At 36.3% G+C, this 21442-nt stretch carries 22 protein-coding genes; 11 read left to right on the plus strand and 11 right to left on the minus strand.

The window, feature by feature from the left end; all coding sequences use genetic code 11:
• Positions 1 to 213: 213 nt before the first annotated feature.
• The gene (locus tag IGQ45_11505) at positions 214 to 1395 is read right to left on the minus strand and encodes a 1-deoxy-D-xylulose-5-phosphate reductoisomerase (GenBank protein MBF2057813.1); all 1182 of its coding nucleotides are present in this window, start codon (positions 1393 to 1395) and stop codon (positions 214 to 216) included.
• A gap of 397 nt (positions 1396 to 1792) precedes the next feature.
• On the opposite strand from IGQ45_11505, the gene IGQ45_11510 reads away from it, so the two are divergent.
• Positions 1793 to 2500 (plus strand): pirin family protein, encoded by a 708-nt coding sequence (locus IGQ45_11510; GenBank protein ID MBF2057814.1) that lies wholly within the window; start codon positions 1793 to 1795, stop codon positions 2498 to 2500.
• A gap of 181 nt (positions 2501 to 2681) precedes the next feature.
• Here the strand turns inward: IGQ45_11510 and IGQ45_11515 are convergent, their stop codons facing one another.
• Positions 2682 to 3845 carry a ferrochelatase gene (locus IGQ45_11515; GenBank protein ID MBF2057815.1) on the minus strand — a complete coding sequence of 388 codons (1164 nt, stop codon included), beginning with the start codon at positions 3843 to 3845 and terminating at the stop codon, positions 2682 to 2684.
• A 378-nt stretch (positions 3846 to 4223) separates the two neighbouring features.
• On the opposite strand from IGQ45_11515, the gene pyk reads away from it, so the two are divergent.
• The 6 genes from pyk to IGQ45_11545 all read left to right on the plus strand — a co-directional run bounded on the left by pyk (position 4224) and on the right by IGQ45_11545 (position 11300).
• Positions 4224 to 6002: a pyruvate kinase gene (gene pyk / locus IGQ45_11520; protein MBF2057816.1), complete on the plus strand. Its 1779-nt coding sequence runs from the start codon at positions 4224 to 4226 to the stop codon at positions 6000 to 6002.
• Positions 6003 to 6129: 127 nt separating this feature from the next.
• A complete protein-coding gene (locus tag IGQ45_11525) occupies positions 6130 to 6402 on the plus strand; it encodes a response regulator transcription factor (protein ID MBF2057817.1) in 273 nt (90 codons plus the stop codon).
• 314 nt (positions 6403 to 6716) lie between these two features.
• Positions 6717 to 7385 (plus strand): cytochrome b6, encoded by a 669-nt coding sequence (locus tag IGQ45_11530; GenBank protein MBF2057818.1) that lies wholly within the window; start codon positions 6717 to 6719, stop codon positions 7383 to 7385.
• A 158-nt stretch (positions 7386 to 7543) separates the two neighbouring features.
• Positions 7544 to 8041, plus strand: coding sequence for a cytochrome b6-f complex subunit IV (locus tag IGQ45_11535; protein ID MBF2057819.1), 498 nt, complete (start codon positions 7544 to 7546; stop codon positions 8039 to 8041).
• A gap of 134 nt (positions 8042 to 8175) precedes the next feature.
• The gene (locus IGQ45_11540; protein ID MBF2057820.1) at positions 8176 to 8868 is read left to right on the plus strand and encodes a DUF1449 family protein; all 693 of its coding nucleotides are present in this window, start codon (positions 8176 to 8178) and stop codon (positions 8866 to 8868) included.
• Positions 8869 to 9155: 287 nt separating this feature from the next.
• Positions 9156 to 11300, plus strand: coding sequence for a ComEC family competence protein (locus IGQ45_11545; GenBank protein ID MBF2057821.1), 2145 nt, complete (start codon positions 9156 to 9158; stop codon positions 11298 to 11300).
• 527 nt (positions 11301 to 11827) lie between these two features.
• On the opposite strand, the gene IGQ45_11550 is transcribed toward IGQ45_11545, so the two are convergent.
• From IGQ45_11550 to IGQ45_11560, 3 genes are all read right to left on the minus strand, one after another.
• Positions 11828 to 12817 carry a J domain-containing protein gene (locus IGQ45_11550; GenBank protein MBF2057822.1) on the minus strand — a complete coding sequence of 330 codons (990 nt, stop codon included), beginning with the start codon at positions 12815 to 12817 and terminating at the stop codon, positions 11828 to 11830.
• Positions 12818 to 13063: 246 nt separating this feature from the next.
• A complete protein-coding gene (gene tgt, locus IGQ45_11555) occupies positions 13064 to 14170 on the minus strand; it encodes a tRNA guanosine(34) transglycosylase Tgt (protein ID MBF2057823.1) in 1107 nt (368 codons plus the stop codon).
• A gap of 133 nt (positions 14171 to 14303) precedes the next feature.
• Positions 14304 to 14747, minus strand: a complete 444-nt coding sequence (locus tag IGQ45_11560) for a hypothetical protein (GenBank protein ID MBF2057824.1) — start codon at positions 14745 to 14747, stop codon at positions 14304 to 14306.
• Positions 14748 to 15139: 392 nt separating this feature from the next.
• On the opposite strand from IGQ45_11560, the gene IGQ45_11565 reads away from it, so the two are divergent.
• Positions 15140 to 15892, plus strand: a complete 753-nt coding sequence (locus tag IGQ45_11565) for an adenosylcobinamide-GDP ribazoletransferase (protein ID MBF2057825.1) — start codon at positions 15140 to 15142, stop codon at positions 15890 to 15892.
• 287 nt (positions 15893 to 16179) lie between these two features.
• Positions 16180 to 16320, plus strand: a complete 141-nt coding sequence (locus IGQ45_11570; GenBank protein MBF2057826.1) for a high light inducible protein — start codon at positions 16180 to 16182, stop codon at positions 16318 to 16320.
• A 178-nt stretch (positions 16321 to 16498) separates the two neighbouring features.
• On the opposite strand, the gene IGQ45_11575 is transcribed toward IGQ45_11570, so the two are convergent.
• From IGQ45_11575 to IGQ45_11585, 3 genes are read right to left on the minus strand one after another with little or no spacing between them, the layout of a single operon-like run.
• On the minus strand, positions 16499 to 16921 hold the full coding sequence (locus IGQ45_11575; protein MBF2057827.1) for a hypothetical protein: 423 nt from the start codon (positions 16919 to 16921) through the stop codon (positions 16499 to 16501).
• Positions 16870 to 17124: a hypothetical protein gene (locus IGQ45_11580; GenBank protein MBF2057828.1), complete on the minus strand. Its 255-nt coding sequence runs from the start codon at positions 17122 to 17124 to the stop codon at positions 16870 to 16872. The genes IGQ45_11575 and IGQ45_11580 overlap by 52 nt, the downstream gene beginning before the upstream one ends.
• A 15-nt stretch (positions 17125 to 17139) precedes the next feature.
• Positions 17140 to 17454 (minus strand): hypothetical protein, encoded by a 315-nt coding sequence (locus IGQ45_11585; protein MBF2057829.1) that lies wholly within the window; start codon positions 17452 to 17454, stop codon positions 17140 to 17142.
• Positions 17455 to 17490: 36 nt separating this feature from the next.
• Between IGQ45_11585 and IGQ45_11590 the strand changes: the two genes are divergently transcribed.
• Both IGQ45_11590 and IGQ45_11595 read left to right on the plus strand, forming a co-directional pair.
• A complete protein-coding gene (locus tag IGQ45_11590) occupies positions 17491 to 17955 on the plus strand; it encodes a hypothetical protein (protein ID MBF2057830.1) in 465 nt (154 codons plus the stop codon).
• 206 nt (positions 17956 to 18161) lie between these two features.
• Entirely contained in the window at positions 18162 to 18707 is a 546-nt protein-coding gene (locus IGQ45_11595; GenBank protein ID MBF2057831.1) for a peroxiredoxin, read from the plus strand.
• 80 nt (positions 18708 to 18787) lie between these two features.
• On the opposite strand, the gene apcB is transcribed toward IGQ45_11595, so the two are convergent.
• From apcB to IGQ45_11610, 3 genes are all read right to left on the minus strand, one after another.
• A complete protein-coding gene (gene apcB / locus IGQ45_11600) occupies positions 18788 to 19300 on the minus strand; it encodes an allophycocyanin subunit beta (GenBank protein MBF2057832.1) in 513 nt (170 codons plus the stop codon).
• Between the two features lie 410 nt (positions 19301 to 19710).
• Positions 19711 to 20673: a glycosyltransferase family 9 protein gene (locus tag IGQ45_11605; protein MBF2057833.1), complete on the minus strand. Its 963-nt coding sequence runs from the start codon at positions 20671 to 20673 to the stop codon at positions 19711 to 19713.
• 545 nt (positions 20674 to 21218) lie between these two features.
• Positions 21219 to 21442, minus strand: a 224-nt coding sequence (locus IGQ45_11610; protein ID MBF2057834.1) for a transposase, incomplete at its 5' end; no start/stop codon positions are given.

Consider the following 21442-nt stretch of genomic DNA (forward strand, 5'->3'; position numbering starts at 1 on the left):
CGATTTTTTTGTTGGTTCGTTTACATCCCCCGTTGATTTCAGTGGGTATTTTTTTTTGTTGAGAAATTCAACGGGGGTCTTTCACTCACATTTCAAGATAAAGATTTTTGATTTATTCAGCAAACCCTATATTAGGTTCTACTTGTTTAAAATTTTTCCAAACTAACATTAGCGAAAAAAGTGATGGTGGGCAATGCCCACCTTACCAAAAGGTTAAACAGAGAGTAGTTTTTTGTGGTTGAAAGTGGAATTAACCTGTTGTCTTGCCCATTGATCAGCGCCCGTAATATCATCTAAAGTGGGGGTAGCTTTATTTTGAGAAGAAAATTTGGAACAAGTTTCTTCGATAAGGCGAGGAATATCGAGAAATGAGATTTTTTCAGCGAGGAAAAGGGCAACTGCTTCTTCATTGGCGGCGTTTAACACTGCGGGTAAACAACCTCCTTCCCTTCCGGCATGATAAGCTAATCCCATACAAGGATATTTTAAATGATCTGGCTCACGAAAAGTCAAACTACCGACTTTGACTAAATCTAAAGATTCCCAGTTAGTGGCGAGGCGCGCTGGATAGGATAAGGCATAGAGTAGGGGTAAGCGCATATCTGCCCAGCCTAGTTGTGCTAATACTGAAGTATCTTGTAATTCAATTAAGGAATGAATAATACTTTGGGGGTGAATTACGATGTCGATATGGTCGTATTCTAAACCGAAAAGATAGTGTGCTTCGATAACTTCTAGCCCTTTGTTCATTAGGGTAGCAGAATCAATGGTAATTTTTTGCCCCATGGTCCAGTTAGGGTGCTTGAGGGCATCTTTAACGGTAACAGATGAGAGCTTTTCTACGGGTAAATCTCGAAATGACCCACCGGAAGCGGTTAAAATAATTTTGCGTAAACCTTTTTCTGGCACTCCTTGTAAGCATTGAAAAATGGCTGAGTGTTCAGAATCGGCGGGTAATAATTTAACGCCATATTCTTTGATTAATGGTAACACCACAGGGGCGCCGGCGATAAGGGTTTCTTTATTGGCGAGAGCGATGTCTTTTCCTGCTTTGATGGCGGAGATGGTGGGTAATAAACCAGCGCACCCCACAATACCAGTTACGACTGTTTGGGCTTCTCCATACTTGGCTACTTCACAAATGCCCTCACTTTCTGCCAAAATAGTTGGTCTATAGTCAATATCCTTTAAAAGTTCTTGTAGTAGGGGGATATTTTGATGGTCACGAATGGCAACTATTTCTGGTTGAAATTCTTTAATTTGTTGTGCTAGTAAATTGATATTATTCCCAGCGGCTAAACCGATAACTCGAAATTCTTGGGGATTTTCTCTGACAATATCTAGGGTTTGAGTACCGATAGAACCAGTAGAACCTAGTATGGATATTAATTTCATGGTAATAGATTTTTTAATAAATTTTTGGTTCGGCGCACGGGGTGAGGGGCGCTGGATTTTTAGGTTTATTTAATATTGATCATTAGAATACCTTAGATTGTCCTCCTCATGTTGGTATTTTTAACGGAGGGCTAAAGGACAATTGATAATGGAAAGAATGCAAACGTAATTGTTATCTTAATTCTAAATTTATCTTCTTTTCCCCTTTTTCATAATTTAAGTTTTTAATTCAACTTTGAAAATCCCTTGTTTTTAGATAAACTCGGATATTTATGGGTAGGCAAGGGACAAATTTAAAAAGTGCAAAAACCGATCCAAAAATATTGCAATCTCCCCTAAATATAACAAAAATAATTAATCTACAATATAAGAAAGTTAGTAGGAAAACGGAGTTAAAATGATTACCATTCGCCCTTCCAGCGCCCGTGGCCATGTCAAAATAGATTGGTTAGATACCAGACACACTTTTTCTTTTGGTAGTTATTATGACCCTCAGCACACAGGATTTGGCAATCTTTTAGTCATTAATGAAGATGTTATCTCCCCCGGTAAAGGGTTTGGCACCCATGGGCATCAAGATATGGAAATCGTTACTTACGTTGTTGACGGAGAATTAGAACATCGAGACAGTATCGGCAATGGTGAAACTATTACCAGAGGTGAAGTACAGAGAATGAGTGCTGGAACTGGCATTCGGCATAGTGAATTTAACCATTCTCAGCAAAATCCTGTACATTTACTGCAAATTTGGATCATACCTGATACTAAAAATTTAGAACCTAGTTACGAACAAAAAATATTTCCCCCTACAGAAAAACAAGATCAATTATGTTTATTAGCTTCCCCTGATGGGCGAGATAATTCTCTTAAAATTCATCAAAATGTTGACTTATGGTCATCAATTCTGACGGAAGAAAAAACCCTTGATTATTCCCTTTCCTTTAATGATTACGCTTGGTTACAAGTGGTGAAAGGAAAATTAACTGTTAATGGTACGGTGACGGGCGCTGGAGATGGTGTCGCCATCAACAATGAAGAATCTTTAAATCTTACTGCTCAAGAAGATAATACCGAATTTTTATTGTTTCATTTCCAATCGAAATAATTTATATTAAGTCCGTTTGATCATTTACGAATTATACGGTGGGTAAAGTGCGAAGATATAATCTTTTGTAACGGATTACCCAAAAATGATGTTACGCAAAAATAGGTCTTTTTAAGACCTAAAAAGGACAACAAGGGGTTTAAACCCCTTGCCTTTTGAAATTTTGACCACCCCTAAGTTACTATAATAAACCAACAAAGTGTAAAGGTCCTTGACCGCTCATTAACTCGATCAATAAAGCCATAAAACCTAACATAGCCAAGCGCCCATTCCACACTTCTGCCGCCGTAGTCAAACCCCATTCCCATCGTTCTTGAGGATACATTTTCATATTTTTCTTAGGGTGAGTTACTTGGTCAAATCTGAGAGGTTCTTGTTGCAATGCTTCTACCGTAAGATTATATAAAGCATTGATAAATTCGGGATGGGTGTTGGGCGCTGGAACACGTTTAAAATTAGTGATTCCAGCTTCCTCTGCCACTTCTCGATATTCTAAATCAATTTCTTGCAGGGTTTCGATATGTTCAGACACAAAACTAATGGGTACTACTAATAAATCCTTAATTTGTTTGTGTCCCAATTCTATTAAAGCATCTTCCGTATAGGGTTTGAGCCACTCCACTGGTCCTACTTTACTTTGATAAGCCAGAGTATGAGGATTATTAGTGTTGAGATGAGCCATAATCAAATCAGTACACTTTTCGATTTCTTCCTGATAAGGGTCTCCGGCTTCCGTTACATAGCTTTTGGGTACGCCATGGGCGCTGAAGAAAATATGCACTTTTTCGGGAGTTGTAAACTGCTCTAGCTCTTGTTTAATTAGATCAGCCATGGAAGTTAAATAATTTTCTTGATCGTACCAAGAGGGAATCAATGTATATTCAATCTGTTGAAGTTGTGGGTCTTGTTTCCACATTTCTTCTAAAACTCGAAAACTTGAACCGCTTGTGCTGATGGAAAAATGAGGATAGAGAGGTAAAACCACCAATTTTTGAATATTATCAGCTTTAATTTGTGCCATGGCTTCTTCGGTAAAAGGATGCCAATAGCGCATTCCTACATATACCCTAATATCTTCCCCTTGATCAGCTAATTTTATTTGTAAGGCTTGAGCTTGGGCTTCAGTAATTTGCAGTAAAGGTGAACCACCACCGATTTCAGCATAATTAGCTTGTGATTTTTTGCTTCTGAGGGTGGAAATTAACCAAGCGAGGGGTTTTTGTAACCAAGGAAAAGGTAGGCGGATGATTTCCGGATCAGAAAAAAGGTTATAAAGGAAAGGACGCACATCCTCTATTTTTTCTGGACCACCTAAGTTCAATAATAATACTCCTGTACGATCCATGATGTTTTAATATTTAGTTATTTTAAGTTTCTTTGCTAATTGTAACAATATCTTATCTTTCCTTTAAATTTATGAGGGGAATTATACTTAATTGACTCTTAAATCTAGGAATTGTTGAGTTAATGATAACTTTTTTCGACAACCATTAGAAATCGGATTTTCGGCGCAGGGCGCTGGGGGGAGAAAGTAGTGCTTCATTGTCAAATTTTTAGTTGAGACAAAGTAATAAGTAAAAAGTAATAAGTGTTGATTGTTTTTAATGAAAGAAGAAAGGGAAGCAGAGGGAGAATAGAGAGATGATTAATTATTCATTATTAACTATTCATGTCCACTGCTAATGTATAATAAGCAATCACATTATATCGAGAACATTAGGTGATGTCTGAGAAATTTTCCCGCCGTACTAAAATTGTTGCCACCGTGGGTCCTGCTTGTGCTAATGCGGAAACTCTACGCCAAATGATTTTGGCGGGTGCTAATACTTTTCGTCTCAATTTTTCTCATGGTAGCCATGAGGTGCATCAAAGTAGCATTCGTTTAATTCGTCAGGTGGAAAATGAGCTAAATCACCCCATCGGCATTTTACAAGATTTACAAGGACCTAAAATTAGGTTAGGGAAATATGAATGCGGTTCTATTGACTTGAATGAGGGCGATCATTATATTCTGACCAGTAGGGAGGTAAAATGTGACCAAAATATTGCTTCCATTAGTTACGAATATTTAGCGGAAGAAGTTCCTCCCAGCGCCCGTATCCTCATCGATGATGGTAGGGTGGAGATGGTAGTTAAAGAAATTGACTTGGAGAATAAAGACCTTCATTGTCAAGTGGTTGTGGGTGGTACTCTTTCTAGTAATAAAGGGGTGAATTTTCCTAATGTTTATCTCTCCGTTAAAGCCCTCACGGAAAAAGATAAAAAAGATTTGATGTTTGGTTTAGATCAACGGGTGGATTGGGTAGCTTTGAGTTTTGTGCGCAATCCAGAAGATATGATCGAAATTAAAAATTTAATTGCTAGTGCTGGAAAATCCACTCCAGTTATTGCCAAAATTGAAAAACACGAAGCCATTGAACAAATGGAAGAAATTTTGGCGCTTTGTGATGGGGTAATGGTGGCAAGGGGTGATTTAGGGGTAGAGTTACCGGCGGAAGATGTGCCGATTTTACAAAAACGCTTGATTCGTACGGCTAATCGTCTCGGTATCCCTATCATTACGGCTACTCAAATGCTAGATAGTATGGCAAATAGCCCTAGCCCTACTCGGGCGGAGGTTTCTGATGTGGCTAATGCTATCCTTGATGGTACTGATGCGGTAATGTTATCCAATGAAACGGCGGTGGGTAAATATCCCGTCAAAGCGGTAGCAACCATGTCTAAAATCGCTAAACGCATTGAAGCGGAGCGAGATATTTTGGTGACAAATGCCCTTGCGGTGGCGGATAGTCAGAATATTCCTAATGCGATTTCGGGCGCTGTGGCACAAATTGCCAAGCAGTTAAATGCTAGTGCCATTATGACTTTAACTAAAACTGGTTCTACAGCTCGTAATGTATCAAAATTTCGCCCTCAAACTCCGATTTTTGCTATAACCCCTCATGTTAGTGTTTCCCGTCAGTTACAATTGGTATGGGGAGTTAAACCTTTATTGTTGCTAGATATGCCGGGGTTGAAACAAGTATTTAATTCTGCCATTGAGGTAGCACGAGAACAAAATCTATTGGAAGATGGTAACGTGGTGGTGATGACGGCTGGTACCTTACAGGGGGTAGCTGGTTCAACTGATTTGATTAAGGTGGAAATTGTCAAGGGTTTACTTACTGAGGGTATTGGTATCGGTCAAGGGGTCATTACCGGTAGAACTAAAGTAGTACAAAGTATCAGTAATTTGAGTAATTTTACTCAGGGAGATATTTTAGTGGCAAAAAGTACCGATAGTCAATATGTAGATGCCATGCGTTTGGCTAGTGGTATTATTACCGAAGAACCGGGGGTAAGGTCTCACGCCGCTCAAATTGGGATGCGTTTAGGTATCCCTGTTATTGTGGGGGTGAAGGGCGCTACTAAAGTGATTCGAGATGCTAGTTTTGTGACGATGAAAATTGAGCAGGGCTTGGTTTATGTTGGTACTGATGGCACTCAAGACTCGGTAGATTAATCAACAATTGATAATTCACAAAAAAATTATTAATTCATAACTCATAATTCATAATTCATAATTCCATAAGTTTTATGGTAAAAATATGATAAAATGTACTTATCGCTTAATTATAACGTCGGAAAGTATGTCTAGTGGCAACGGTACAGAAAATAACAACTTATCTCCACGGGAGTTAGAAATTTTAGAGCTAGTAGCCACTGGCTTAACTAATCATGATATTGCTGATAAGTTAGAAATCAGTAAGCGCACGGTGGATAATCATATTAGTAATATTCTCACGAAAACAAAAACTGATAATCGAGTTGAGTTGGTGCGGTGGGCGCTACAGTGGGGCAAAATTTGTCTTGATGAAGTAAATTGCTGTGTTTTACCCGGTGCTTCTGCGGTAATTGAATAATTGTTGAAAAAAATCGAGGGTTTCAAACCCTGCCTTTTAGGTCATAATTGTGTTAAACTTAAACACAGTAAGCGTATAGCAATTAGATACGGTGGGACACATCGAAATTAACGCTTGGGGAGTGGCTCTGCTAACTGGCATAAGTAGTAATATTTGTGTCCAACTAGATACGAGTGTGTAAGACCAAAATAAAGGGACGTAATATATTATGTTCGTAATGTTAAGGTACTTATTCAACCCAAGAATCCTCGCACCTTTGGGTAGAGGAGTTGTCCAATATAATAATCAATCATTCATTCATTATTGACGGCTTAATGTTTACAAAACAAGTAACCGATTCTTCAGTTTATAAGTGGTTTAATGATCGCCTCGAAGTAGAAGCGATTTCTGATGATATTAGTAGTAAGTATGTTCCTCCCCATGTCAATATTTTTTATTGCTTGGGCGGTATTACCCTAACTTGCTTCTTAATTCAGTTTGCCACTGGGTTTGCCATGACTTTTTATTACAAACCTACCGTTGCCGAAGCGTTTAACTCTGTTCAATTTATTATGAACGAGGTTAATTTCGGCTGGTTAATTCGTTCTATCCATCGCTGGTCTGCCAGTATGATGGTATTGATGTTAATTCTCCATGTTTTCCGTGTTTATTTAACTGGTGGTTTCAAGAAACCCCGTGAGTTGACTTGGATTGTGGGTGTTACCATGGCGGTAATTACCGTTTCTTTTGGTGTAACTGGTTATTCTTTACCTTGGGATCAAGTTGGTTACTGGGCGGTTAAAATCGTTTCTGGTGTACCTGCGGCTATTCCTGTGGTGGGTGATCAAATGGTAGAACTACTTAGAGGTGGTGCTAGTGTTGGTCAAGCTACTTTGACCCGTTTTTACACTATCCATACTTTTGTTTTACCTTGGTTAATGGCGGTGTTTATGTTATTACACTTCCTCTTAATCCGTAAGCAAGGTATTTCTGGTCCTTTGTAAGTGGTAGTTGATTGAGTTAAGGCGATGGTCGATAACTGATTGTCGTCTTGGTCAATTTTTAGCTCTGTTTATACTTTGTACCGTAACAATCGAGCTACAATAGGAATCATTCCGTATTATTTTTCATCGTTTATCGACTGAGGAGACAATTTTTAGTTATGTCTAACCCTAATTCTCAATTAATCAAAAAGCCAGACCTCAATGATCCTAAGTTAAGAGCTAAATTGGCTCAAAATATGGGTCATAACTATTATGGTGAGGTGGCATGGCCTAACGATATTCTCTATATGTTCCCTGTTTGTATTTTAGGGGCTTTGGGTTTAATCGTTGGTTTGTCTATTTTAGACCCTGCTATGATTGGCGAACCTGCTGATCCTTTTGCTACTCCTTTGGAAATTTTACCTGAGTGGTATTTGTATCCTGTGTTCCAAATTTTGCGCGTTTTACCTAATAAACTTCTTGGTATTGCTTGTCAAGCGGCTATTCCTTTAGGTTTAATGTTAGTGCCTTTCATTGAAAGTGTTAACAAGTTCCAAAATCCTTTCCGTCGCCCTATTGCGATGACTGTATTTTTATTCGGTACTTTAGTTACTCTTTGGTTGGGTGCTGGGTCTGTATTCCCCATTGATAAGTCTTTAACTTTAGGTTTGTTCTAGGCTTATTTCTTTTTCTATAAACCTTAATTGTGTCTGCTGGTGTCTTTTTGCCTTATGGTGGGTTGAAGGGCGCTGGTGGGCATTTTTTATTTTAATGCTTTTTTCTATTCACTTTCAATCATGGAGATGTATAAATGCTTTTTGATATAGCTAATTTAATCTATTGGATTTTTTTAGGTATCGGTATTTTTCTGTTTCTTCTGGTGATATTCACGGGGGGGGGAGAAGATGAGGATATAGATATTGATGGAGATGTTGAAAGTGATATGGAGGTTGATATTGATGGGGATGTTGACGGAGGTTTGGAAAGTAATTTTCTGTTTTTTTTGTCATGGTTAGGAGTGGGAAAAAGTCCGCTAATTATTCTCTTAGCTATGGATTTTTGTGCTTGGGGAGTTTCTGGTTGGTTAATGAATGTGCTGGTGGGTGGGGTGACGGGCGCCCTCCCCACTGGCATTCCTGCTATGATTATTTTTATATTTTCTTTTCTTTTTAGTGTGTGGTTGGGTAGGGTTTTATCTATTCCCATTGGCAAAATTTTCGCTAATTTCGGTGAAGAAATCGATGGCGATCGTTTAATTGGTTGTGTGGGTCAAGTTACTTCTACTAAGTTACCTTACTTAAAGGATGATAAGGTAGCCCAAGCGGATATTATTGATAATATGGGTAATTTGGTAACGGTGGAAGTTTGTTTGCCGGGGTGGGCGCTGGTTATTCCCCATCGTGGGCAGGAAGTTATTATAATTGATCGTCAAGACCATTTTTATCTTGCCATTGGTAAGGATACATCAGATCAAGATAAGTGGCTTAATGAGATTAATGGATAATTGACAATGGATAAAATATTTTGTTGAGTTATATCAAGTTCGGATAATCTGTTACAAATAGATTCTGTCTTCGCACTTTACCCACTGTGTAGTGAATTACACGGAACCAATAGCGTTATCGTTCAATAAATTGAACTAAGATGTTAATATTACTAATTTGTAATGGATCAAGCGAAGTTGATATTATACTTCGTTAACCCAACCTATTAGAAATTGAGTTATATTTCGAGTTATAAAAAAGATAATAAATTATTTTAATTTATATCGCAATTTTGTGTAAAACCATTATGTTAACTAGAGAACAAAAATCAGTTTATTTAGTTTTATTAGCTTACATTTTGGGTTTATTATTGACAGGAATTGATCTTGATTGGTTAAATCTTTCTAATGGTTATGGATTACTTTATTTAATTATTCTTGTTTTTACTACCATAATTGGCGTAATTTGTCAACAGATAAATAAGCAAATGCCATCATTAAAATGGTTGATTATTGCAGGTATGGTAATAGTCAGCGCCCACCACCATTACCAATTACGCCTACCTAATATCTTAGATTCTGATATTAGTTATGAATTAACAAATTATGAGAATGAAACCGTAGAAATAACAGGCAAAATCATCACTTCACCTCAAGTTAATCGCAGTGAAAAAAGACGATTTATTTTAGCAGTAGAAAGCTATCAAAACCAACCGAAAACAGGAAAAATTTATGTGACAGCGCCCCTCCTCCCCACCCAAAATTTATTCCCTTCGACGAAAATAAAGATAATCGGCAAACTATACCAACCTTCCCCTTCCACTTCACCGGGAGGGTTTAATTTTGCCAACTTTTTAGCAAGACAAGGCATCTTTACTGGTTTTACGGCGCAAGAAGTGAAATTAGAAAAATTTGGTAACGCCTATCAACAAAGTATTTTTTGGCTACGACAAAGAATCATTCAAACCCACGTGCGCTATTTAAACATTCCTGATGGTTTATTGGTTAGTGGCATGGTGATTGGTAGTCGAGGGGTTGATTTACCTGCTTATTTGCAAGATAGTTTTCGAGATGCTGGTTTGTCGCACGTTTTGGCGGCTTCTGGATTTCATGTTTCCCTTTTGTTGGGGGTAATTCTCTCGTTAACTGATAAGTTTTCCCCTGTGGTGAGGTTTTCCATCGGTATTAGCGCCCTTCTGATGTATGTTACCATCACAGGTTTTTCTCCTTCGGTGATGCGCGCTGGTTTGATGGGATTAGCGGTGTTACTAGGAATAATTTTACAGCGCCCTTCCCTTGTGTTACCAAGTTTGTTGTTGAGTGCGGTAATTTTGTTGTTAATTAATCCTTTGTGGATATGGGATATTGGTTTTCAATTCAGTTTTTTGGCTACTTTTGGCTTAATTATTACTCTACCCTCTATCATTTCTCGTTTGGATTTTTTACCCCCTACCATAGCTAATTTAATTGCTGTACCTTTGTCTGCCACTATCTGGATTTTACCATTACAAGGTTATATTTTTAATCGTCTTTCTTTATATAGTGTTATCACTAATATTATCGCTACTCCTTTTGTTTTAATTATTAGTTTAGGCGGTATGATTACAGGTTTTTTGGGTTTATTTTTGCCGGTAATTTCCAGCGCCCTCACCCTTATTTTATTTCCTTTTACTTGGCTATTAATTCATTTAGTTAATATCGTTAATAATTTACCTTTTGCTTCCCTTGCCATTGGTAATTTATCTTTAATAATCATTTTAGTTATCTATACTATTTATTTATTGATTTGGACTTTTCCTTTTTGGCAAAAACGCTGGATGTGGCTAGGTTTATTCAGTCTCACTTTAGTTATTTTCCCGTTAATATATCAAAAATTATCCCTAGTACAAATTACTATGATGGAGGGCGCTGATATTCCAGTAATTGTTATTCAAAATCAACGTCATAATTACTTAATTAATTTACCTAATAAAGATTTTTTAAATTATACTTTAAAAAGTTTTTTTAGCTATCAAGGTATTAATAATTTAGACCTAGCAATTAATAATGATGACCAAAATAGTCAAATAGCATTAAATAATTTAACTCAATTTATTAATCTTAAAAATCAAGAGAAAATAAGTGCAAATTCGATTAAATTGAAAAATATAGATAATTCTGAAAATATAGTACAGTGGGAATTAAATCAAGAAAAATGGTTGCTATTAAAAGAATATCAAGATATGCAAACTTTTCCGAATAACATTGACAATTTAATTATTTCAGGGGAAAATTTAACCACAGAAAATATCCAGCAAATACAACCACAAAATATTATTACCTATCAAAATATTAACTCGAAATTAGCAGAGCAATTAGCTAATTTGTCAATAAATTTATATTCATTGTCAGGGGGAAGGGCGCTGGTATGGCAACCGCAAAAAGGTTTTTATTATTATGATCAAGAAAGTTAATCTATCGATAGGGTTTAGAAAAAAATGATGTCGTTGAGGTAGGAAAAAGGGAAAAGTATCAAATACTTATAAATCAAAGACTTTAGCAACGCGGTTAGTTTAAATAAATTGCTATTTTGCAACAATCGTTTTTGATTACAGCAGTTTTCATTTCGTTAAACCACACTTTGGATTATTACAAATATTATCTTTGCGTCTTTGCGCCTTTGCGAGACATAAAAAATGTGGTTTATTCATTAGAAAAGCGCTGTAGGGTAAAAAAAAAGGGCATTTTGTGGTAAAAAAGGCTGTTTTTGGCACTTTTTTAAGATTTTATTGTACTTAAAACTTTTGTTTAGCAAGAGTTTTGATTTATTCAGCACACCCTAATTTTTGATGACAAGGAGTTTAAACCCCTTGTTTAATAGATTGTGCCATAATCTTCTTTATTTTTAAATATCTCATGAATCATTCTTGATTGCTATACTCAATTTTGATTAATTACTTAATTATCCATTACCCTATTAATTGAGCTAATTTGATGTAAATTATAATTTTATGTTAGCCATAGATTGACGGGGATTAAAATTAGTAATTTCTTGAATTTTTTGATGCAATTCTTTTTCTTGAATACTAATATTAGTAGGAGTAATGAGGGCAATTTTTACTAACAAATCACCCCTAGCGCCCTTCGCACTACTCCACCCCTTACCCTTTAACCGTAGAGATTGCCCATGCTTAATACCAGCAGGTATCTTCACATTAACATTACCATCAGGAGTAGGCACAGAAATTTCTGCCCCCAAAACCGCTTCAGAAGGGGAAATAGGTAATTCACAAACTAACTTATCATCTTCAAAAGAAAAGAAATCATGGGCTTTCAAATTAACCACTAAATAAAGATCGCCCCTTTGTTGAGTGATACTATTAAAATTGCCCTTACCGCGCAGACGAATTTTTGTCCCAGATTTGGCACCGGGGGGGATTTTAACTGTGACGGTTTCTGTGCCAAGATTGATTTTAGTTTCAACCCCTCGAAAGGCTTGAGAAAAAGTTAAATTAATGGTTTTTTCTACGTCAACATTAGCGGAAGTTTGCCCGCCAAAACCGCCAAAATCATTAAACCCTGCATTATTTCGGGTATTATAATTAGGACGAGAATTAGTGGAAAAACGTCCTAAAAGTTGATCGATAAATTCGTCAAAATTAGAATATTGACTAAAATCAAAACCATCAAAATTTACTCCAGCGCCCGTCGCCGTGCCACCACTCCAAGGAGATTGATTAGAATTAGACTGCCCCACTTGTTGCCAATAGCGCCCGTATTGATCATATTTTTTCCGTTTATCTGCATCTCCTAATACTTCATAAGCCTCGCTAATTTCTTTGAACTTTTCTTCGGCTGGTTTATTGTCAGGGTTGCGATCTGGATGATATTTGACGGCTAATTTACGAAAAGCCTTCTTGATTTCATCGGCGCTGGCATTTTTACTAACACCTAAAACGGAATAATAATCTTTAAAATCTGTACTTGCCATAACCCTTTTTATTTCAATAAATTATTAATAATTAATCTATTTTTACTTAGTCTCTGTTTTTAATTTAGCAAAATATTAATTTAATTCTAGTGTGGATTTCATCCCATCGATCAATAAACTAAATATTTAGGGGTTGTTGAGGGGAGGTGTTAGGTGTCAGGTGTCAGGTGTCAGGTGAAATGCTTATAAATTAAAGAGTTAAGCCTTTAAACTTTTGCCCTTTGCCCTTTTAACTTTTCCCTTTTTTTAAGATAACCAGCGCCCGTAATCTTCCAGAAAAGTATCATTGAGGATAGAAGCGCGAATTTTATTGGTAAATTGCACCATCTCATGGAGATTATGTAAAGAAATCAAAATAAAACCTAACATTTCTCCTGCTCTGACGAGATGATTAAGATATGCTTTGCTAAAATTTTGACAGGTATAACAAGAACAATTTGAATCAATGGGAGTAAAATCTTCCTTATACTGGGCATTGCGTAGGTTAATGCGCCCACTTGCCAACATTGCCGCGCCATGTCTGCCTAAACGAGTGGGAATAACACAATCAAATAAGTCTATGCCTGAAGCAATGGCGATAACCATTTCCTTGTAAGTGCCTACTCCCATAAGATAACGAGGTTTATTGACTGGTAAGAGGGGCGCTGTGTTACGGACAATTTCATGGATTAACTCCGGTTTTTCCCCCACACTCACCCCCCCAATGGCATAACCGGGTAAATCCAGTTTTGTCAAATCATGCACCGCTTGGGTGCGTAAATCCTGAAAAATGCCCCCTTGCACGATAGCAAATAATGCCTGTTTATCAGTGTTTTGATGGGCTTCTATGCAACGATTTAACCAGCGATAGGTGCGCGCCGTGGCAATTTCCACTTCTTCACGGGTAGCGGTAGCTGGAGGGCATTCATCAAATGCCATAATTACATCAGCACCTAACGCATTTTGAATATGAATAGAATGCTCAGGAGTCATGTTAATTATACGCCCATCTAAGGGAGAGCGAAATTTTACCCCTTCTTCAGAGATTTCTCGTGATTCAGAGAGACTAAATACTTGAAAACCGCCCGAATCGGTCAAAATCGGTTGTTGCCATGCCATAAAACCATGTAATCCCCCTGCTTTTGCCACGATGTCTTCCCCGGGGCGCAAATGTAGGTGATAGGTATTGCCCAAAATCATTTCAGCGCCCATCTCCTTTAGCTGTCGTGGGGTAATGCCTTTTACTGTGCCAACGGTGCCAACGGGCATAAATTTTGGGGTTTGTACTTCCCCATGGGGTGTCTGGAATACGCCGGCGCGCGCCTTGGTTTGGCTACAGGTAGCTTCGACTTGGTAGGAAAAGTTTTGACTCATTTAATTTTGCTAGGAAGACAGGGAGAAGGGGAAGCAGGGGAGAAAGGGAAGCAGAGGGATTATAACTCATAATTTATTCAACCTTTGCCCCTTGCCCTTTGCCCTTTGCCCTTTTAACCTATCATCCATTGTTTTAAAATTCATCATCTAATTGTACATCCCATTTGGCTGCTAAAACCTCGCTTAACATAGCTTCGAGGTTATCAAAACTTAAATCTTGCGTTGGTGATGATTCCTGATTGGTAACGACAAGGGGAATCAATCTTAAAATACGGTTATCTTGCACTAAATCAAAATAAGACTCTTGGGGTGAAATCTGTTTAAGCTGTAAATAGTCAAAACTTTGAATATTGATGTAGAGACTGTTATTAACTACCATTGTGGCTTGGGTTGAATCATTAAACACCTCTAAAATCCACCCTTTACCTTCATTTTGCACTCGCCCATCTAAAGTATGGATGTAGCGAACATGAGTCAAATCATTGATTAGTCTTTTGATATCATCTTTATTTACTAATATACCTGATTCGACTATACACGGCGCTGGTAAAGAACCGAAATTTTGATGATGATTCATAATATTAACCCTTTTTTTCGCTTACAATTATCTATACTAATTTTTTGCAGTAGCCCACCATGTTAATTTTAGGCACGGTAGCTGAAACACCTTCTGCCATTTTTAACGGGGTTTTGGTGCTAACAATTCCAGTATAATTTAACAATTTGTGATTGTTATAAACATTAAAAAACCTTAACTATTGAAACTTAATGCCTGAACTTTTCAAGGAAGCAGTTAGTTTTTATGGTCGTAGATTTTTTAAATTTGTGATTTTTAACAATCTCCATTACCGTTTACTAACCATAATGGATCAGTAAATTTTCTTTTTTACGGTATGCTACGACACAATCTTAACTCAATTTTTCCATTTTGTTCAAAGTTTTTTATAAATTGTGTACTTTTTCAAACTTATGACTAATTTTTTTAACTCTTTTTGCGGTGCTTTGATTTTTTACACGACTATTCCTTGTCCTAATTTCATTTCTCCTGATTTTCAGAAAATTCCCCGTTGGTTGCCTTATATCGGTTTTATTATCGCTGGTTTTCTGGTTTTAGCTTATCAAGGCTTAATTTTTCTTGGTATATCTCCTCTTACTACATCGGTGGTATTGGGGACGCTATGGTTAATCATCACTGGGGGACTACATTTCGATGGAGTGATGGACTCTGCTGATGGTTTAGCGGTTACTAATGCTGAAAAACGTTTACAAGTGATGCGGGATAGTGTGACGGGCGCTTTTGGGGTGATGGCAGGAATTGTGGTTTTTTTTCTCAAGGTTGCTTCCCTTTCGGAAATGGTCGATAATACCTATTTAGCTTTGATTCTAGCGCCCGTCTGGGGGCGATTAGCGCAATTAATGGCTATTGGTTTTTATCCCTATTTACGCCCAGAGGGAAAAGGATTTTTTTTAAAGGAATCACTGCAAACACCAGATTTTATTTTTAGTTTTTTTAGTGTTATTGTCTTAGTTTTGATGCAGTTTTATTACTTTGATCAAAATTGGTTATGGATAATATTAATTAATTTTATCTGTTTTGTCATCGCTGGGGTGACGGGCGCTTGGTTTAACTATAAATTGGGTGGTCATACGGGAGATACTTATGGCGCTACCGTGGAATGGACAGAAGCCCTAATTTTAGTTTTTTTGACTGCTCAATCGTAAACTGTTGACTTATCAATCAACTTTGTTATATCATCTTTGCTGAATAAAGTATTTCAGGTTTCTAGTGCCAAAATTTAAAAAAGGAAAATAGGTGGAGGGCGCTGAATAAATTAAAAGCTTTATTAGACAAACCCTTGGTTCTTAATTGCTTTATTGTAAAAGTGTATAGCACCATCTAAAAAAATTTTACAAAAAATGTAAAGAAATGTTGTCAACTTTGAAAAACTATGTTAAGTTAGTTAACAACTAGTTGACTAATACAAGATCATTACTCAAGGAGAAAAATCATGGAAGATAAAGGAAAATTAGGATTCACCACTTTCGCTGAAAACTGGAATGGCCGTTTAGCAATGCTTGGTTTTGTAATTGGTATTGCCACCGAGTTATTAACTGGACAAGGAATTCTAGCCCAATTAGGTCTAATGTAATTTGTTGGTTTACATATAGTCATCATAACTAAGTAACTGATTAAGTTACATTTATTCATAAGATTTGAAAAGAGAGCTTAGTAGGCTCTCTTTTTTGTTTTTTTATTCTTATCGGTACTTAAACAAAGAAATAAGGCAAACTAAAGTATAAACTATTTATAGTAATCATTTTAGGTCGCTATGAAAGAAACAACATCTTCCTCCATTTCCAGCGCCCCTGTACAAGAATGAGTAAGGAGGGCTTTATCAATAGTAGTTGATAATAATTTAGGTTTATTTGTTGTGCATAATTAGTTAATGTTTTATCTTTATGTTGACTCATAAAACCACCACCCATAGGGTATTGATGAATTCTTGAGGCGGTCCAAAAACCTTCGTCAATGTTAGTGGTGGCAAAGTTGTCTGGTTTATCTAGTAAACGATTTCTTACTTTAATCATTTCTCTGAAAATACAGTGTAAATCGTAAATATCTTCTGCCCATAATGGATTATAAATTGTTCTTAATAACCTAGAATAATTGTTCGAGTGGTGGGCGCTGTGAATACTACCTACGGAAATTTTTTGAAAATTATTTTTAACTTCGTTGGGTGATTCTCCCATAGTGGGATGATCATTTTTTTAGTGAAGTTTATCCTTATTTTATTAAGAGCGTATTGAACTTTTTCAGGCAGAATCAAACCACGAATAGCGACAAATTTATTTTTAATTAAAATTTCTTTCATTTTAGTAAAATTTAAGCTATTGAGATCATCAATTTGGAATAAACTTTCCTGAAGAATTTCTTGTTTTGACTGATTTAACATGGCTTTTAAATTGGTTTAATTGAGGTGTTTTTTATAAACAGCTGGAATTCCGGCAACTAAAACCTTTGGTTCAACATTTTTGAGAACTACTGCACCGGCTGCAATAAAGGAGTATTCACCAATTTTAATATCTTCTCTTACTATAGACCCAATTCCAAGAGTTGCTCCAGCGCCCACCACTACATGACCACCAATTTTGACACCCGGTTGAATTACTGAGTATTTCTTGATTTCTGTGTCATGACCAATAATTACACCTTTATTAATGACAACATGATCAGCTATTTTTGCACCTGAAGCAATAATCGTACCAGCGCGGAGGGCGCTGATGAAATTTGGCTACCTAAAATTGATTCTTTACAAGAAGTGGAAAGAGCGTTAAATGTAATTAATAATACTTGCCGATTAGGTATAGTTATTGAAACTAAAAATGCAATTAAATTAGCTAAAGAATTAAATCAACTGCCATTATCACATATTCATATCGGGCTAAATGATTTAAGAGATGCCTTACAAAAACCCCATAGTTTTTATTCTTTAATTGATCAAACAATAGACAATTTAGTTAATGATTTAACTATTCCTTATGGTTTTGGTGGTTTAACTATTCCTTGTCAACTGTTAATGGGTGAGTTGATAAGATTGCAATGTAGTTTTAGTTTATTACGTCATTCTTTTATTACTGATATTTTCGGTAAAAACTGGCAAGAAGAATTAACAAAAATTCGTTTAGAATTGAATAGGATAAAGCAATTATCGACCACAGAAACACAGTATAATCATCAAAAATTCAAAGATTTACTTTTGAGTATAGCTTTGTTGCGCGAATAAAAACAGGACTTAGGCATTTTGAAGAATTTTCATTGTTTGAGCCATTAATCTTGACGGAAAATCAAGAGTTTTGAGAATTTTTGCGTAACTCCTGAAGATGTAAAATATGATATAAAATAAATTCCAGAAAAATTTTGAAAACCTCACAAAAAAGTATAATAATTGCAACGGTAAAATTTTGCAAAATCAAGACAATATTTAATTAAATGCTTAAAAAATTATCCTTTCTTATCATAACCATTGTATTAATTATTAGCTCATTTTTGGTCTATCCCTCGTCTGCTATGGCTTTAGGCGGTGTGCAACCCACGCTAAATGAACCAGCGCCCTCCTTCCGTTTATCTAGTAATCAGGGTTCAACAATTTCCCTCTCGGACTATCAAGGGAAATGGTTAGTAGTATATTTTTATCCCCAAGATTTCACTCCCGGTTGTACCCTTGAAGCCCAGAGATTTCAACGAGATTACGCTGAATATCAAGCCCGAAACACGGAAATTATCGGTATTAGTGTCGATGATGTGCAATCCCATGAAGACTTCTGCGACTCAGAGGGGTTAAAATTTCCTCTGTTAGCGGATACTGATGGTTCAATTAGCAAAGTTTATGGATCATGGTTAAGTGGTCGATCCTTGAGACATACTTATATTATCAATCCTGATGGGGTTTTAGTCGCTAAATTCTTGGGAGTGCGCCCGGCAATTCACAGCACTGAAGTTCTCGACACTTTAGACAAACTACAATTATCAAACTAATTCACTAGAAAAATTAATCTCGTAGGGGTTGAACAATGTTCAACCCACATACAATTAAAATCAATCCATACAAAGAAAAATTAAATAGAAACTTCGCTCAATTCACGGGTAATATGATCAAAAGGTTGATCCACAAAAGAAGTATCTTCCATTCCAGCATTAAAAGCCATATCCTTGATCATTTCCTTCATAATTTGTACACCGCGCACGGTAGGTGCGATCGGCACACAAAGAGAATTATAAGTTTCTCTTAATCCCTGCAAAACTCGCTCATCTAAAACGCTGGTATTACCTGCAATGAGGGCATAACTAGCATAACGCAAGTAATAATCCATATCTCTAAGACAAGCAGAGTAGCGACGAGTGGTGTAAGCATTACCTCCAGCGCGTATTAACTCAGGCACTTCCTCAAAAAGTTGTCGCCCCGCATTTTTTACCAACTCAGGGGAATTAGCATTGATTAAATTAGCTAATTTGATTCTTTCTGTGCCTGATTGGAAATAAGATTTTAAAGAATCTATGGCATCTCGATCCAGATAGCGCCCGGAGACGTCATAATTTTTGATTAAGCTAGTTACAGCATCCAGTAACATTTTTTTCTCCCAAAGATAATTTTATTTGACTATGTAATAAATATTTATTGGTTATTTTAATCTTGATATTGACCCCATTGCCAATGTCAGAGATTAATTTTTATCATAATTTGCTGTGATTATTGAAAAATCAAGATAACAACTTGATACTATTAAGCTAAATAGTGCTTTACAGCCAAACTATTATCTAATTTTTCGTATCTTTCCTGAAATAAAAGTATCAAATCTTTACAAAAACGAAAAAGGGCAAAGGTTAAAAGAGCAAAGGGCAAAGGTTAAAAGCGTAATTTATGAAAAATCACTATTTGGCTTAATTCTTTAATGTATAAGCATCACACCTGAAACCTGCAACCTGCAACCTGAAACCTGCCCTTATCAGGCATTCTTGCCTCAAATTGAGGCGGAAAAATCTAGCTTTGCCAAACTTTCTCCAAAATTTTATCGGTGGGAATGTCAGCAATGTTATCGCTGAGGGATTGAATCCCGACAAATTTAGTTTGATTGGTGGGTAATAATTTTTCGGCTTGAGTAGGACCAAATAGTGCAATAGTATAAGTACCTACCGCTACCGATAAGTGCATGGGCGCGCTATCTGTACACAACATCAAATTAGCGCCCGCAATAAATGCTGACAATTTGCCAATATCAGGAGGGCTAATGACTTTCAAATTATTACACAGTTGTAACATTTCGTTAGTCCATTCTTGGTCATCAGGACCATTAAGCAGAACAATGGGAAGATTAGGTTGTTTTCGTTGTATATCTTCCACAATTCTCTGCCATTTTGGCACGGGGTAAATCTTATTAAGCCCTTTGGTTTTGGCGAGGGTACTAGAACCACCATGAATTAAAATATAACCACGACCTTTAATATCTAAGCTCTGTTGTTGTGATTCTGCCCAGCTTATATCTTCTTTGGGTACGTTAATGGATAAATCGGGGCATGGGGTATGAATATCTAAACCTGTCACCAAATCATGGTACATATATCCAGCATATTGATTCATATTCAATGGCACAGGATTACTAATAAACCAAGATTTGGGGCTTTTATAGCCCACACGGGTAGGGATACCATTTAACCATAGTAAAAAACCCACTGCCCAACTACGACCTAAACTAACGGCAACTTCATATTCTCGATCTCGAATCATCCCTAAAAGATTGAGGTAATCTGCCAAGCCGTTACGATCTTTATAGTCAAATAGTAACACTTCTTTAACGTGCTGACAGACTCGATAGGCGTTTTTGGAACGAGGCTCAACAATAACATCAATAACGGCTTGAGGGTATTTTTCTTTGAGGGTTTTCAGGGTGGGGAAGAATAAAATTTGGTCTCCAATTCCCCCCGGTATTAGGGCTAAAATCCGCATGGTAATAATTTTAAGTTAATATTTATATCAGCTTAATTTTAAGGGATTAATTGACTCTAGCCATTATTTTTTTTCAAACCTTCATGATTGATGATTAAAAACGGCGGCGCGCGCCACCTTTCTTTTACTCCCCTATCCCTTCCTCCCTTTGAGAAGCAGGATTTTTGCAAAGTCTAATTTTAATAACCTTTTTAAAAATCTCATTTTTATTTCTTATTTTATCATTTTATTTTTTAATTACATTACTTCTTTTTTTCTTTTCTTATTTTATCATTTTATTTTTTAATTACATTACTTCTTTTTTTCTTTTCTTATTTTATCATTTTATTTTTTAATTACATTACTTCTTTTTTTCTTTTCTTATTTTTAGCAATATTAATCTCTGTATATCTTGTTTTAACTTCGTCATAGACTTTTTTCTTCAGTCTTTTTTTGCTTATTAACTTCTTTTTTCTTTAAATTATATTAGAATTTGTTAATAGCATCTTCCATTTTTTCCTGAACCAATATATTCTTTCTTTTATTGATTCAAAACCTATTACTTTTTAAAAATTAATAATTATACTTGTTATTATTGATATTTTTTCTTGTGCTTTTTTATCCTTTATTCCTCTTTGATCCTCTCTGAATATTGCATCTTTTACCCAATGTAACTTATTTTCTATCTTCCAATGTTCCTGTATTATTTTGGCAAATTTCTCTGCTTTTTCTTTTATTAGGGGTCGAGAAGTGAATCGCTTCACTCCCCTCCCATACAAAACCGTACATG

It is taken from the genome of Cyanobacterium sp. T60_A2020_053 (genome assembly GCA_015272165.1).
Classification (GTDB): domain Bacteria; phylum Cyanobacteriota; class Cyanobacteriia; order Cyanobacteriales; family Cyanobacteriaceae; genus Cyanobacterium.